Source organism: Vibrio sp. 1249-1 (assembly GCF_033340495.1).
On the sequence record NZ_JAWOWJ010000002.1, the window covers coordinates 21,640 to 37,093 of the forward strand.

General features: G+C 44.7%; 13 protein-coding genes. 7 read left to right on the forward strand and 6 right to left on the reverse strand.

Annotated features, from left to right (window positions below):
• Positions 1 to 23: 23 nt before the first annotated feature.
• The gene (locus tag R7Z50_RS03620) at positions 24 to 1,184 is read right to left on the reverse strand and encodes a DUF1887 family protein (RefSeq protein WP_005378476.1); all 1,161 of its coding nucleotides are present in this window, start codon (positions 1,182 to 1,184) and stop codon (positions 24 to 26) included.
• 163 nt (positions 1,185 to 1,347) lie between these two features.
• Positions 1,348 to 3,339 carry a methyl-accepting chemotaxis protein gene (locus R7Z50_RS03625; protein ID WP_158173750.1) on the reverse strand — a complete coding sequence of 664 codons (1,992 nt, stop codon included), beginning with the start codon at positions 3,337 to 3,339 and terminating at the stop codon, positions 1,348 to 1,350.
• A gap of 269 nt (positions 3,340 to 3,608) precedes the next feature.
• On the opposite strand from R7Z50_RS03625, the gene hinT reads away from it, so the two are divergent.
• From hinT to R7Z50_RS03660, 7 genes are all read left to right on the forward strand, one after another.
• Positions 3,609 to 3,959, forward strand: coding sequence for a purine nucleoside phosphoramidase (gene hinT / locus R7Z50_RS03630; RefSeq protein ID WP_005378473.1), 351 nt, complete (start codon positions 3,609 to 3,611; stop codon positions 3,957 to 3,959).
• A gap of 69 nt (positions 3,960 to 4,028) precedes the next feature.
• Positions 4,029 to 5,426 (forward strand): COG3014 family protein, encoded by a 1,398-nt coding sequence (locus tag R7Z50_RS03635; protein ID WP_025766940.1) that lies wholly within the window; start codon positions 4,029 to 4,031, stop codon positions 5,424 to 5,426.
• On the forward strand, positions 5,426 to 5,818 hold the full coding sequence (locus R7Z50_RS03640; protein WP_064353738.1) for a YcfL family protein: 393 nt from the start codon (positions 5,426 to 5,428) through the stop codon (positions 5,816 to 5,818). Before R7Z50_RS03635 ends, R7Z50_RS03640 begins: the two co-directional genes overlap by 1 nt.
• Before the next feature lie 66 nt (positions 5,819 to 5,884).
• A complete protein-coding gene (gene lpoB, locus R7Z50_RS03645) occupies positions 5,885 to 6,475 on the forward strand; it encodes a penicillin-binding protein activator LpoB (protein ID WP_005378467.1) in 591 nt (196 codons plus the stop codon).
• Positions 6,476 to 6,499: 24 nt separating this feature from the next.
• On the forward strand, positions 6,500 to 7,381 hold the full coding sequence (thiK, locus tag R7Z50_RS03650; RefSeq protein WP_005378465.1) for a thiamine kinase: 882 nt from the start codon (positions 6,500 to 6,502) through the stop codon (positions 7,379 to 7,381).
• A gap of 75 nt (positions 7,382 to 7,456) precedes the next feature.
• Positions 7,457 to 7,999 carry an alpha/beta hydrolase YcfP gene (ycfP, locus tag R7Z50_RS03655; RefSeq protein ID WP_005378464.1) on the forward strand — a complete coding sequence of 181 codons (543 nt, stop codon included), beginning with the start codon at positions 7,457 to 7,459 and terminating at the stop codon, positions 7,997 to 7,999.
• Positions 8,000 to 8,532: 533 nt separating this feature from the next.
• The gene (locus R7Z50_RS03660; RefSeq protein WP_025766937.1) at positions 8,533 to 9,822 is read left to right on the forward strand and encodes an NAD(P)/FAD-dependent oxidoreductase; all 1,290 of its coding nucleotides are present in this window, start codon (positions 8,533 to 8,535) and stop codon (positions 9,820 to 9,822) included.
• Between the two features lie 76 nt (positions 9,823 to 9,898).
• On the opposite strand, the gene R7Z50_RS03665 is transcribed toward R7Z50_RS03660, so the two are convergent.
• The 4 genes from R7Z50_RS03665 to R7Z50_RS03680 all read right to left on the reverse strand — a co-directional run bounded on the left by R7Z50_RS03665 (position 9,899) and on the right by R7Z50_RS03680 (position 15,419).
• The gene (locus tag R7Z50_RS03665) at positions 9,899 to 10,447 is read right to left on the reverse strand and encodes a GNAT family N-acetyltransferase (protein WP_025766936.1); all 549 of its coding nucleotides are present in this window, start codon (positions 10,445 to 10,447) and stop codon (positions 9,899 to 9,901) included.
• A gap of 160 nt (positions 10,448 to 10,607) precedes the next feature.
• The gene (locus R7Z50_RS03670; protein ID WP_085569621.1) at positions 10,608 to 11,375 is read right to left on the reverse strand and encodes a peptidoglycan binding protein CsiV; all 768 of its coding nucleotides are present in this window, start codon (positions 11,373 to 11,375) and stop codon (positions 10,608 to 10,610) included.
• Positions 11,376 to 11,382: 7 nt separating this feature from the next.
• Complete coding sequence (gene mfd / locus R7Z50_RS03675) at positions 11,383 to 14,844, reverse strand: transcription-repair coupling factor (protein ID WP_318148885.1); 3,462 nt, start codon at positions 14,842 to 14,844, stop codon at positions 11,383 to 11,385.
• Positions 14,845 to 14,849: 5 nt separating this feature from the next.
• Complete coding sequence (locus R7Z50_RS03680) at positions 14,850 to 15,419, reverse strand: hypothetical protein (protein ID WP_017634743.1); 570 nt, start codon at positions 15,417 to 15,419, stop codon at positions 14,850 to 14,852.
• Positions 15,420 to 15,454: the final 35 nt, after the last annotated feature.

Sequence of the window (15,454 nt, forward strand, 5' to 3'; positions counted from 1 at the left end):
AACTTTAGCTTTTCTTAATGGCACTATATCTCGTCTGAACCGCCCGCGTCTTTAAACCAAGCCGTTAAGTGCGTTCTTAAATCTTTAAGCTCATCAGGGCCAATCAGGGCTAGCCCTAAGTCTTCAGCACGAGTAATGTCATTGTGACGAAGAGGACGGAAGCTCACCAACATTGCGCGCGCTTGTAAGCCACCTAATAGATCGCGAAGCGATTCTAACTTATATAAAGTATCGTCGCCGTCATCTCTCATGCCTTTGGTTTTGCATTCGATGATGTGCAGCTTGTTGTTTACAACTGTTGCGACATCTAACTCATTGCGTACTTCACTTTCACCAAGTTTGCGATAAACCTGAACATTTAACGATCGATCTTGGATCGTCGGCATGGTGTCTTGGATTTGCTTCACGGTGCTGTGAACCAAAGTTTCTAACCACTCACCGTTTGAAAAGCGTCGAGCATCTTCATCTGCAAACGTTAAAACGCCATTCTCATAGGTGGCGATTTCTGCTTCTACTAAATCTGAAAGCAACATGTTGAGCTCACGGTAGCCCTGCTGTTTTTCGGAGAGCTCGACATCAAGCTTTTGTTCTTTGCGGCATGTGGTTGCAAGGTAGTTAAGTGTTGCTAGACCTGGCCCAAGCTCAAGCGCATTTGAGGCCCATCGTTCACCAAGTTCATACAATTTTTTATCAAGAAGAGGTGGTAAATCAACGTGGTGAAACTCGCCGCGTGCACCAAAGATAGTGAGGTAATCTGCAATCGTAATGTGATCTTCGACTTGGGTATCTTCTTTGCCATCAGGGTATAACCAACAAAGCTTATCGCTACTAGGCTCAACCACAAAAATTGGCCAGCGATAGGTACGGAAAACTTCGTACACCGACAACAAGCGATGACGAAGACCACAGCTCGCGTTCAATTTTACATCTTCGCCGCGTTCATGGAGATCTTTTGCCAGTTTTTGAATTGCTTGTTTGATCAGAGATGTATTAACAGCGGATGGAATTTCAAAAAATTCAGAAGTAATTTCTCGTTGATCTAAAACGGCACTCAGTCGGTCAAATATATCTAACTGGCTCTTGTCTCCGATGAAGACGATATGTGTGCTTAGCGTACGATTATCTAATAGAGGAGTGACCAATCTCACTGGGTCTTGGTCGATAATACCAACATGAACAGCCATAGATTTTCCTTTTTATGAGGCCGCTCGAAAAGAGTTGTGCAAGGGGATGAGCTGGCCTTATTAATCATATGTAGACATGGCCGACAAAAAACAAGGGCGACTTAACAAAAAGTCGCCCTTATACAGTTGATTGCACTAATTAATGCTCTTAATTATAAAGTATTTATAACTTAAATCGGTGGACCAATTCATTTTGCTGATGAGCCAAGTGGGTCAGTGATTCACTGGTTTGTGCGATATTCGACATGGCTTGGAAACTTTCATCGGCGATGCTGTTGATATCTTCGATGCTGCGAGCAATGTCTGTTGATGTTTCACTTTGCTCTGCTGCTGCTTGTGAAATGTGCGTACTCATTTGGCTGATTTCGATGATTAGCGCCTGGATCTCTTCCATTGAGCTGTTCGCTTTTGACGCTTGCTCAACCGACATCTCCATATCGCTCATACAGCTTTGTATGACTTGGTTTGCCGATTGTGAGCTAGATTGCAGATTACTGATCATAGATTCAATTTCAGTGGTTGATTGAGTCGTTCTTGATGCGAGTACTCGTACTTCATCTGCCACTACCGCGAAGCCGCGACCTTGTTCACCAGCGCGAGCCGCTTCAATTGCCGCGTTCAATGCCAGTAGGTTGGTTTGCTCCGCAATGTTGCGGATCACATCAAGGATAGACCCAATTTGACCACTCATCTTTTGTAGCTCAGAAACTGCGGAGACCGATTCGTTCAAACGTGTTTCTAGTTGATTAATGGTTGAGATGTTACTGCTCATAACATTTCTGCCTTCTTCAGAGGCAGATTCGACGCGTTGCACCATTTCTAGCGAGCCTTGCGCACTTTGCGCGACTTCCTGCACTGAATGGGACATTTCTGTCATCGCGGTAGCGACGTTTGCCGTTTGTTCGCGTTGAGAGCTCAATTTAATTTGTGCTTGCGAAGAGGTGCGTTCGTTGGTTGTCGCGGTTGACGATAGGTTTTCTGACGCTTCGTTGAGTTTCACCAAGATCTCGTGAAGGTTGTCGGCGAGTGAGTTAATGTGTCCACTCACACGGCTGAATTCGTTGTTATAGCGAATGTCGATACGCTGTGTCATATCACCTTCAGTCAGGCTTTCTAACACTTTTAGAATACGAGTCAACGGTTCGCGAACGCTTTGTGCGATGTGGTAGCCAATCGCTGTCGCGAGTAAAACGACAATAACGCCAATGATGATGGCTTTCGTTACACCCGCCGAATATATGTCACCTGCGTCTGCCAATGATTCATTGAGCTTATCTGTTGCGGTTGTCGTGAATTGCTCAAGAATCGCCATGGTTGAATCCACTTTATTTGCTAGGTTGGCGATATTGTTATACAAAGCGGCGCGAGCATTGAGGTAATTATTATGTTGGTCTAGCACACCGCCACGCATACCAACGTCACGAGTAAATTGCTCTACAGATTCGCCAAAAGCTTTTTCTAGCTCAGGAAGCTGAGTCACCAACCCGCGGAATGCGTAATTCAAGTGCGTTACTGCTTTGCGGTTTTTAGCTACGGCTTGCGTAACAAACTCAGGGTTGGAACTGGCGAGGGCATCAGAGGTAATTACTTCGGCATCTTTTAACTTGATAAAGTAGCTCTTTGCCATGACTTTGACAGAAATGCTGGTTTGATCTGCCACATATTCTTTAAGACCAACCGACAGTTCGGTATTCAGTTTTTGGAAGCGGCGTGAGGATTTTTGCACTTCTTCTTGAGCCGCGAACATTGCTTCGTAGTTGTCCATGGCCTCTAGAGCTTCTGTAAAATAGCTCTGCTCTAACGTTTTTAACTCTGAAAACGGTTCGGCAAGAGAAGGGTAGATTTGGCTTGCGGTTTTCAGTTGAGCCAATGTGGATTCGAAGCGCTGTTGAGATCTAGCAAATTCCTGACGCATTTCATCCATGCGTTGTTTATTCTCTGTCGTCAGGAAGTCTTTAAATGATTTGTCGGCAGAAAGCAGCTCAACACTGGTTTGATTAGATAACGATACCAACGGTAGGGATGATTTAGAAACCGTGCCAAATTTTCCGTGAATATCACTCATTCCTCCCATCATAATGGCAATTGTGACGGCAAATAGGATGATGATCAGTGCAAAGCCGGCATACATCCTTTTAATAACTGAACCTCGCATAAGTGAGCTTCCTCTCCCAAAAATAGACAAGCTACCCAAGTATTTTTGAATTTACTTGGGTATAAAAATAATAATTGTCTTAAAAAAGTAACAAAATTCATTGGATTGTATTCAGTTTGTGATGCGCATTTTATGACGCACACGACAAAAAAAGCTTCGTTAATTAGCATTTGATTAATAATGTTAAGTGAACACTGTTTTTATTGAGCTCCGCTTTTGGTTGGCGCATACTAATTGGGGTCTAATTACGTTTATAAAATGGAGTCCTCATGGCGGAAGAAACGATCTTTAGTAAAATTATTCGCAAGGAAATCCCTGCCGATATCCTTTATCAAGATGATTTGGTGACTGCGTTTCGCGACATTAACCCTCGCACACCAAGCCATATTCTCATTATTCCGAATAAACTGATCCCAACAACGAATGATGTAGAAGCTGAAGATGAAGCAATGATGGGGCGTTTGTTCACTGTTGCTAGAAAGTTAGCGAAAGAAGAAGGTATTGCTGAAGACGGCTATCGCCTAATCGTTAATTGTAATCCACATGGTGGCCAAGAGGTTTACCATATTCACATGCACCTACTAGGCGGCCGCCCTCTAGGTCCAATGGTATTGAGCTAAGCTTTTAAAAGTGGGTGGCGATTCACCCACTTCTTTTTCCTGTCGAATGACACATTTGTGGAGATAAATGTGAAACTAGGTGTAAAGCTGTTAGGGCTGATGAGCTGGGCTTTAATGGCCTCTGGCTGCGCGAATTTATCTGCGGGCAATCTGTTTAGCCATTACAGCAACCAGAATCAAGAAGTTTATCAAGCCGTTGTTGCAGGGGAATATGCCAAAGCAAAACAACTTCAATCAAGTGAAGTGGGTGGCGAGATACTTGGCAATTTTGAAAAAGGTCGTATCTCTTTTCTTGCTGAAGATTACCCAACAAGTTTAAATGCGCTAGAAAGCAGCGATCGTGCTGTACGTGTTCAACAAGATCGTGCGACGATATCTGTGTCAGACACGGCAACGAGCGTCGGCTCTCTCGCAGTGAACGACAATCTCCAAGACTATCATCCCGCCGATTACGAACTTGGCTTTTTGCACCTGTATCTAGGACTAAATTACTTACAGAAAAACGATTTAGAAGGGGCACTAGTTGAAGTGCGTCGAGCTAATCAAGTTCAGGAAGCAGCAAGAAAGGCGCGTGAAAAAGAGCTAAAAGCAGCAGAGAAAGACCTTAACAAGCAAGGCATGTCTGCCAATTTAGGCAGTGTGTTAGCGAACTACCCTGATGCTGGTAAAAAACTAAGCGCGGTACAAAATGGTTATCTGTTCTATCTTTCTGGCTTGTTATATGAAGCGTCGCGAGACTTAAACAGTGCTTATGTTGATTACCGACGAGCACTCGCTGTAATGCCAGACAACAAGCAAGTTGTGGAAAGCACCTTATACGCTGCTAAGAAGCTGGGCATGCGTGAAGACTTGCGCATGCTAGAGAAGCGGTATGGCAAAGCACCTTCTGGATTAACTCAGTCACAAGGGCGAGTCATCGTTATTGATGAGCAGGGTGTTGTTGAGGCGATGAAGGGGTGGCGTATTGATTTACCGATTTACGACAGTCGCGATAATGGAGCGATTTATTCGTTGGCGCTTCCTTATTATCAGAACCGAGGTGCTCAACGTTTTAGCGATGTTGTTTTAAATGGTCAGGTATTGCCTTCCAGTACGCTGACTGATGTTAATGCGATGGCGCAAAACGATCTTAATGAACGTCTTACTACAATAGTGATCCGTCAAGCTCTTCGTGTTTGGGCAAAAGATCGAATCCGAAAAGAGGCGGCGAAAAAAGGCGATGATGTGGGCAACATACTTTTCAATGTATGGAACACATTGACCGAACAGCCAGATACAAGAAGTTGGCAAACATTGCCAGCGCAAGTGAAAACGGCTTCAAAAATCGTGAAACCGGGAACACAAAGTTTAAACTTGGGTGATCAAACCTATCAGTTTGAAGTGCCTGCACAGCAGACTACATTGGTATGGGTATCTCGTCAGGGAGCACACTCAACCGTGTGGCATAAACAGCTAGGGAGACTGTAATGAAAGCATGGCTTGTTTGTTTAGCAATGGCTATTGGTTTAGTTGGATGCGCCGAAAACACGGCTGGTATTCGAATTGATGGCCAAACGCAAAAAGTATTTTTTAATGATAACGTTTTAGGTAGTCGCTTATTAGTTGACAACATCACCACCACTTACGTTGATGATCGCCCACGAGGAGTCGTGCTGCTGAGTAGCAATTACAAAGGTGATCAGCACATTCTTTACCGATTTTATTGGTATGACAATAATGGTTTAGAAGTGAATACCAAACCTGGTCCGTGGCGAAAAATGATTGTGCGAGGATTTGAGCAAGTCACGTTATCTGAAGTTACTGTGAATCCAAATGGCACAAAATTCCGTGTGCAAATTAGAGAAGCACAAGACGATTAATCTTAACGGCTCTGCCGAAGCTGCCGCGCTAACGATGCGCTGGTATTGAAAAACTAAGGAACTCTCATGAAAAAAAGTATTATTGCTCTTTTAGGTCTTGCCGTCATTTTAGGTGGCTGTTCTAACAAAGTCTCTTACGGCGATGCGCAAGCAACAGAAACCACGACTATCGATTTTGGCTCAACAGATTTACAAAAAATCGCGGCTGAAATGGTGGATAGCATGATGATGTCGGGCTCTGTAGCAGCAATTACTCGTGACCAACGTCCTATCGTTTTTGTTGAGCGAATTAAGAACAAAACCAGTGAACATATTGACACTGAATCCATTACCGACACGATCTCAACTAAGATGTTGAACTCAGGTAAGTTCCGCTTTGTTGATATGGATCGTGTTGAGTCTGTGCGTGAACAACTTAACTTCCAAAACACGGATGAGCTTGTTAACCAAAGCACAGCGATCCAATTTGGTAAAATGGTTGGTGCTCAATACATGCTTTACGGCAACCTATCTAGCATTGTGAAAAATGCAGGTAGCGATAAAGATGTATACTACAAGATGACCATGCGCCTAATGGACCTAGAAACAGGTTTGATTGAGTGGGCGGATGAAACTGAAATTCGTAAAGCGCAATCTAAGAGCCTATTCGGTCTTTAATCGAACAGGGTGGAGAAGTCATCAATGGCATGGTTTTCTTGGCAACAAGCAAAACAGTTAGATCCGAGTCTTAACGCTCTCGATGGCTTCTTTACGGAGCCTCCGGTAAAAGTACAAACTGTTACCGGGGGGCTCACCAACCGTTGTTGGCGGTTGGAATCTTCTCAAGGCCTTGCATACATCTGGCGACCGACCAGTCATGTCTGCAAGGCTTTTTCAATTTCTCGTCACAGTGAATATCAAGTGCTGAATGCAGTCTCTTCATTGGAAATTGGCCCCAAGCCAGTTTTTATTCATGAGCAAGGGTTGCTGGTGGAATGGATAGAAGGAGAGGCTCTGACGGAGTCAGGCTTAGCACTAAGCAATTTATTATCCATTGCGGCGAAGATTCATCAATATCCGATAAGCGCAATTCCTTTGGTTCCATTTTCATATATTTCTCGCATCGATCATTATTGGCTTGAGCTTGATGGTCAGTATGTGGGTACGGAGTTTGAGGCTTTGTACATGAAGTGGCGCACGGAACCGAACGTTGCACCTGTTCCGCTTGCCCTATGTCACTTCGATCTGGGGTGTTATAACCTAGTGCGAGGAGAGAATGGGGTGAAAGTCATTGATTGGGAGTATGCCGGGATTGCTGACCCTAGGCTTGATTTGACCTTAACTATTCAGGTCGCGAATGCGCCTGTGGAAGAAGCGGTAAAGCAGTATTGCCAAATTCGAGGTATCGAAGATGTGTCTCTTTGGCTGAGAGGTGTACACGCTTGGCAACCAAGAACCTTGGTGATGGCGATGCTCTGGTATCTACTTGCCTATAAATTGTGGGGAGATGAACAATACTTAAACAGTGCGTATGAGTTGAAAGGCTCATTGTGTATGGAAGATCACTGTTTTGAGAACTCGTGATATTTTCCCCTTTAACAGTAAGGAAATAGTGGTAGTTTTAATAAAAGTACCAGATACACACAGGGAGAGGTACACATGATTATTTACTTACACGGCTTTGACAGTACAAGCCCGGGTAACCACGAAAAAGTTCTTCAACTGCAATTTATCGACGACGACGTTCGTTTTATCAATTACAGCACCCTTCACCCAAAGCACGACATGCAACACTTGTTAAAAGAAGTGTCTAAAGTTATCGATCAATCTGATGACCCAAACCCGTTAATCTGTGGGGTAGGTTTAGGTGGTTACTGGTCTGAGCGAATTGGTTTTCTATGCGGTATCAAGCAAGTGATGTTCAACCCGAACTTGCACCCAGAAAAAACGATGGCTGGTCGAATCGATCGCCCAGAAGAGTACGAAGATATCGCAACAAAATGTGTTGATCAGTTCCGAGCGAAAAATCAAGCGCACTGCTTAGTGATTCTCTCTAAAGATGATGAAGTGCATGACAATTCGAAAACGGCAGCTGAGTTAGAAAAACACTATCAAATCATTTGGGATGAAACTCAGTCTCATAAGTTCAAAAAAATCTCTCATCATTTACAAGCGATAAAGGCATTTAAAAATACTTATTAATGTTGAGTGTAGACAGTAAAGCGGCGTTTTTATCGGCTGCTTTGCTGCGATTCCTTCTCTTGAGTATGCCGAGCCACTGTCTCTTTGAAAGGCACATTTTCTTGGTTTAACGCTTTGAATATTGTGTTCTCCTTACCGTTTTCTTACTTCCCTCCTATGTAGCACGAACACCTTGTTGTAGAGTAGTCGAAAAGTAGTCAATCCGTACTCGTTACACGGATTTTGGTTGCCTTCAAAGTTGGTCTCTATATAATGAACCGGACTAAAATAATTTGATAAATATCAAAAAAAATTGAGAGCGAGTAATAAACTTGCCCAAAAACTTCTGGCGTCGTATGCGTACCAGATAAACATGCCAAACCCTGACAAGTCATTGATAGATAAAGAATCAAAGTGGGTGGTAGTTTTTTAATCCAAGTAATTGAGACACCTCTAAGAACCAAGAATTCATCGGTTGGATGGATGCCACAAATGTTTGTGAGTCGTGCATCGAGCTGAACCCCATATATTCATTTTTGTAGAGGAAAATCATTGTGACACGCATTATCGTTGTAGGCGGCGGTGCAGGTGGTCTTGAGTTGGCAACTAAGCTTGGTCGAACTCTAGGTCGCAAAAACCGTGCGCGAATTACGCTAGTCGATCGAAAAGCGAGCCACTTGTGGAAGCCATTATTGCATGAGGTTGCTACAGGTTCTTTGGACGAAGGAGTAGATGCACTGAGCTATCGAGCTCATGCAAAAAACCACAGCTTCGACTTCCAAATGGGTAGTCTTCAAGACATCGACCGTGAACGTAAAGTGATCATCTTAAGTGAGCTTAAAGACGAACACGGTGAACTTCTTATGCCAAGCCGTGAGCTAGAATACGACATTCTAGTGATGGCGATTGGCTCGACATCAAACGACTTCAACACGCCTGGCGTTCGTGAAAACTGTATTTTCCTAGACAGCCCTGAGCAAGCACACCGTTTCCGTACAGAAATGAACAACGAGTTCCTAAAGCTGCACGCGAAAAACGGTAACGGTACGGTCGATATTGCGATTGTTGGTGCTGGTGCAACTGGCGTTGAACTATCAGCTGAGTTACATAATGCTGTTAAAGAGCTGCGCACTTATGGCTTCGGTGATCTTGACTCTAGCAAGTTGAACGTCAATCTGATTGAAGCAGGTGAGCGTATTTTACCAGCGTTACCTCCACGTATTTCTTCTGCTGCTCATCAAGAGTTGGTGAAGTTGGGCGTAAACGTGCGCACCGCCACTATGGTGACTAAAGCTGAAAAAGATGGCCTTACTACAAAAGATGGTGAGAAGATCCCAGCTCAAATCATGGTTTGGGCTGCGGGTATCAAAGCTCCAGACTTTATTAAAGATATCGCTGGCTTAGAAACGAACCGTATCAATCAGCTTGTAGTGAAAAACACACTACAGACAACACGAGATGATGACATCTTTGTTATTGGTGACTTAGCACAATGCACCCAGTCTGACGGTTCGTTCGTGCCGCCACGCGCTCAAGCTGCACACCAAATGGCAAGCCAGGCATTTAGTAACATCGTCGCGAAGATCAACGGGCGCGAGTTGAAAGACTACGTATATAAAGATCACGGTTCATTAGTGTCTCTAAGTCGCTTCTCAACCGTTGGTAGTCTGATGGGGAACCTAACTAAAGGGTCGATGATGGTAGAAGGCCGTATTGCTCGTGTCGTTTACATCTCATTGTATCGCATGCACCTAATGGCGTTGCACGGTGTATTCAAAACCGGTCTGATGATGCTCGTCGGCCGCATTAATCGCGTGCTGCGTCCAAACCTTAAGCTGCACTAAGGTTTTAAATCCACTCTGTGTGGATGTGTTGTATCTTAAAAAATGCAGAAGCCACCGCAAGTCGGTGGCTTTTTGTTTATGTTAGATCTGTCGGTAAAAGTGAGTACACAACGCCATCTTTAGGCTTACCATGAAAAATAAACCGGTTTCTGGCGATGGCTTCTTTTTGTGCACCGACGGACTCAATTAAGGCTTGGCTAGCTTCGTTGTCGGGGTCACAAACAATCTCTAGTCGAGTTAAACTTAGCTTTGCGAAGCAGAATTCTGCTAAGGCTTTAACGGCTTCTTGGGCATAGCCTTGCCGTTGATAGCGGTCGGCAACCCAGTAACCAATACTCGCCATATTAAACGTATGATATAACTCATTAACCGCTGCCATTCCAACCAAAGTGTTACTTTGCCGCTCATAGATACCGAAACCAAAAGCCTCAGTTTTGACCCAGTTAAGACGGGTTGCCAACAGAAAGTCCTGCGCGGTTTTCAATGTGACGTTTTTATCACACCAGTCAAGCCATTGGTGCAGCGAAGGGGATTCTGCAAGTAATCGTTGTAGTGAATGTGCTTCTTCAGCAGGGATGAGCTTGAGCGCTAAGCGGGGCGCAATGATTTCAAAGTCTGGACTCATGAACTAATACGACTTCCATGTTGAGTGTAAGTAAATTGAAAGCTGTCTATTTATACGTGAACGCAGCTATTTTCCTTGCTCTGCGTTGGTTAGGAATAACTGAGGTATAGCAGATAAAAACAAAGCGCAGCTTTGCTGCGCTTTGTCGAACCGCTCGTGCTTATCGAACCCGACGAACTTGAATGATCATACCCATCAACGGGTTATCTAGGTAATGAGTCTCGCTGCTACGCATACGACGTTTTTGATCCATTCGATAACTCTTCAGGAATTTCTCTTCGGTTACTGTCGGCGATATTTCTGCCAAGTTACCGAGTTGGACGTTACCATCTACTTCACCTAAGTCATCCGCCAATTGCTCTGTTGAGGTTGGTTCAAAACGCACCTCTCTAACACTTGGTTCGCGCAGATCTAGTGTTGTTTCGGCGAAGAGGTAATGCTGTACGTATATTTGGAATCGACCATCTAGTTCATATAAAGGACCATTGACCGTCTCTTCACTGTAACCGTCGCTGGAAAATGTTTGATTGCCATTGATTGGGCGGCCATCTGCTTGATAAGAATCAGAGAAATCTCGCCCGCCAACGATGCGGAAAATTGGGGCGCTAGATTTACCTCGGTCACCTTGACGCCAGGCTACGTGTTTAAGCACTTTAAAGCCGGCATGATTATTTAGTGCCGCTTCTTGCGCGTTGAGACGGAAAGAAGAACTTGGCAAAAGTGTCACGCCTTTAGAGCGGCGGTAGGATTCACTCTCTAGGCTACCGACATTTTCCATATCGATTTTTGGCAGTTGATTCGGCCAAGATTCTGTTGTGCTTTCAGCGTCGACTGCTCGCTTGAAAATGATCACTTCAATATCAAATTGGCGCTGTGCCCAAGAGGGCATTGAGACACATAGAAGCAATAACGGGATCAGTATTCTCATTCGACTATTAGCTCGTTGGTAATAAATTCTGTTTAAAATCATTCAGTAAGTCTTGAACAAACTGAATGCGTTTACGTCGGTCCACCAATGGTACGCTAAACTTGAACTTAGTTGGACCTTCCATTGCAAATTTTTGCGGCTGTGATTGCAGCAGTTTAACTAAATACGCTGGATTTATGTCAGCATCAGGGTAAAACTCGATAAATCCACCTTTATCATGGGCTTCTATCTTTTTCGCTTTTAAACTACCAGCCGAAATTTTCAATTCTGAGACGGCAAGTAAGTTCTTTGTTGCGTCTGGAAGCAGACCAAAGCGATCAATCAGTTCCACTTTTAGCTCTGATAGTTCATCACTGCTTGTGACACTCGCAATGCGTTTGTACATCGACAGTCGTGTGTTTACATCCGGAATGTAATCATCTGGTAAGAGCGCTGGGATTCGCATTTCCACTTCAGTTTGCTCACGAAGCAGCTCATCCAAAGATGGCTCCTTGCCTTCTTTTAATGCTTGCACTGCTTGTTCCAGCATTTCCATATAAAGTGTAAAACCAACGGATTGAATTTGCCCACTTTGCTCATCACCAAGCAGCTCACCAGCACCACGGATTTCTAAATCGTGGGTTGCTAACGTAAAGCCAGCACCTAAGTCTTCCAGTGAAGCAATCGCATCAAGACGCTTGATGGCATCTTTGGTCATGGCTTTTGGATGTGGCGTTAATAAGTAAGCATAGGCCTGATGGTGTGAACGTCCAACACGGCCACGCAATTGATGCAACTGCGCCAAGCCAAGATTGTCCGCACGATCCATGATTATGGTATTTGCCGTTGGTACGTCGATACCGGTTTCGATGATGGTTGTACACACCAACACATTAAAGCGCTGATGGTAGAAGTCATTCATGATTCGCTCAAGTTCGCGCTCGCGCATTTGACCATGAGCCACGGTAATGCGTGCCTCTGGGATGAGTTTCTGTAAGTCTTCTGCCGTTTTTTCAATGGTTTCAACCTGATTGTGCAGGAAGTAAACCTGACCACCACGCATAATTTCACGCAGTACCGCTTCACGGACCACTGGCTCTTCTTTTTGTCGAACAAAGGTTTTAATGGCTAAACGGCGTGCAGGAGGTGTAGCGATGATCGACAGGTCTCGCATGCCACTCATTGCCATATTCAGTGTGCGTGGAATTGGTGTTGCGGTGAGGGTAAGAATGTCCACATCCGCACGCATTGCTTTGACCTTTTCTTTTTGACGAACCCCGAAGCGGTGTTCCTCATCAACGATCAACAAACCTAAATCTTTGAATTTAATGTCGCTCGAAAGCAGCTTATGCGTACCAACGACAATATCGACTTTACCATCGGCAACGTCTTGCAAAATGACTTTTTGTTCTTTGGCAGATTTAAAACGAGACAGTACTTCAACTCGGATTGGTAAGTTGGCAAAACGGTCACGGAAGTTTTCGAAATGCTGCTGAGCAAGCAAGGTTGTTGGTACGAGTACGGCGACCTGTTTACTATTATCCGTTGCGACAAATGCTGCGCGCATAGCGACTTCCGTTTTACCAAAGCCCACGTCACCACATACTAAGCGATCCATCGCTTTTGCCTGGCACATGTCTGACAATACGGCATTGATGGCCATCGCTTGGTCATCTGTTTCTTCAAACGTGAATGTTGCTTTAAATGTTGCGTATTGCCCACGATCTAGCTCAAATTTGAAGCCAGGTTTTAATTCTCGTTTTGCATACACATCCAGCAATTCTGCCGCGACATCACGCACTTTTTCTGCCGCTTTACGACGTGCTTTTGCCCACGCTTCACCACCTAATTTATGCAGTGGCGCACTCTCTTCAGTGCCGCCAGAATAACGGCTGATAAGATTCAGTGATGAAACTGGCACGTAGAGCTTGGCATCGTTTTGATACTCAAGGGTGACGTATTCCGTTTTCATACCACCGGCTTCAAGTGTTTGTAAACCGATGTAGCGGCCAATACCGTGATCAATATGAACCACAGGTTGGCCGGGTTTTAGTTCCGCAAGGTGGCGAATAACGGTGTCACTGTTGACGGCTTTTTTATCTTTGCGGCGTCGCTGGATAACACGGTCACCGAGTAGATCACTTTCACAGATCAGAGCGAAGTTCAGCTCTTCGTGAATGAAACCATGCTCTGCTGCGCCTAAGACCAAGCTGAATCGATCACCCGAGTCTAGAGCTTGGTAAAGTGAGCCATGTACGACTGGCCGAACTTTGATGCCTTGCAACAGCTCCGTTAGTGCTTCACGACGACCTTCTGACTCTACCGAGAAAACGATTTTGCCGCTGAATTGCTCACTAAACTGACGAAGGAGCGAGAGCGGCTCTTTATTTTGTTGCTGAACGCCAAGCTCGGCTAACGATTGTACTGGTAGGTTTTGACGACCGGCACGCTTAACCACTTTATCTAGGCTCAATTGAGCGATAGGGAGCTGTTTTAGTTGACTGAAAAGTTCGTCTTTTTTCAACCAAAGCTGTTCAGGAGTCAAAAGAGGACGTAGCGGATCAACTTTTTTCTGGTCGTATCGATATTCGACATCGGTTAAGAAAGTATCGACCGCAGATTCGATATCACCATATGTGATGACTTGAGAGTCTTCTGGCAAATATTCAAATAAAGTCTCGGTATGGTCAAAAAACAGCGGCTGCCAATACTCAATACCAGCGGGCCACGTGCCTTTGGTCACTTGCATGTAGATTGATTCAGGCTCGCGGCGTGCGTCGAACTGGGTGCGCCAACGTGTACGGAAATCTTCAATCGCTTCTTTAGTGGTTGGGAACTCATGTGCAGGCAGCAATTGGATTTGCTGAATATCGTCGATAGAGCGTTGGTTCTCTGGATCAAACGTGCGAATGGTATCTATTTCATCATCAAAGAAGTCGATGCGGTACGGGTCATTGCTGCCCATAGGAAAGAGATCCAGAATAGACCCACGACTTGCATATTCACCTGGCCCAAATACTTGATCTACATGGCGGTAGCCTGAATTTTCAAGTTGTACACGTAACTTCTCTAGCGAGATTCGATCACCAGTTTTCACCATTAAAGTGTGTTGCAACAAAAAATCACGTGGCGATTGGCGTTGCAATACTGTACTGACCGGGACGATGGTTATGCCATCACGTTGACTTGGCAGTTGGTATAGGCGTGCGATACGTTCAGAGATGATTTCTTGATGCGGAGAAAAGTTATCGTAAGGCAGCGTTTCCCAGTCGGGGAACAGGCTTACCGTTTGGTCGGTGAATTGCTCAATCTCTGCCTGAAGCTTTAAAGCAATTTGCGGGTCAGGCACAACGAGTAGAGAGTGACTCGAATGCTGCTTGGCTAGCTCTGCAATGGCTAGAGGTAGAGCTGCGCCCGGCAAATTACCTAGCTGTTTTTTGTCGCCACGCTCTGAAGGGTTGGTGACGGAAAGAATCGTTGCTTTTGTCATAGGAATTATTTTTTATCTCGCTCCATCGAGCGCTGACGTAAAAGTTTTTGTTGTTGATACAGTGCCGCCTTTATCAGTAAATCTTGATCAGATTCTCGGAGCATCTTGTATCTAAGCGTGATAATGAAATCTTGCTCTGAAGCATCACATTCTTCTACTTGAGCGTAACAGTAAATCGCCGCAGCAGGGTGATCGAGGAACAGTTTAACACGAACGAGTTGTTGAGTAGTTAACGCTGTATCTGAGCGGAAACTGAGTTGACTAGCACCAAACTGCGTCGTTTGATATCGAATGGAGGCGTCATCTTGTTGTGAAAGCATAAAGCTCAACAAGAGGTTAAGTTTCGCGTTTTGCGTATCAAGCAAGTTGATCACATGCTTTAACTCTTTGTTTTTCAGCTCTAGACGCGCGTTGTCTGCCAACATATCTAAGTGACTAAATTCACTGGCGACAATAAATGGTGCTGGAATTTCGGAGGCAAATGTTTCTTCATCTGGCAAAGCAAAGTCCGCACTCAACGTTTCGACGTTGATGGTGAGGTTATGATGGACGGTAAAGTATTCTTGCTCTGTCATATAGTCGATCCTTTTGCCAGTGAGCGCTCCCTGTT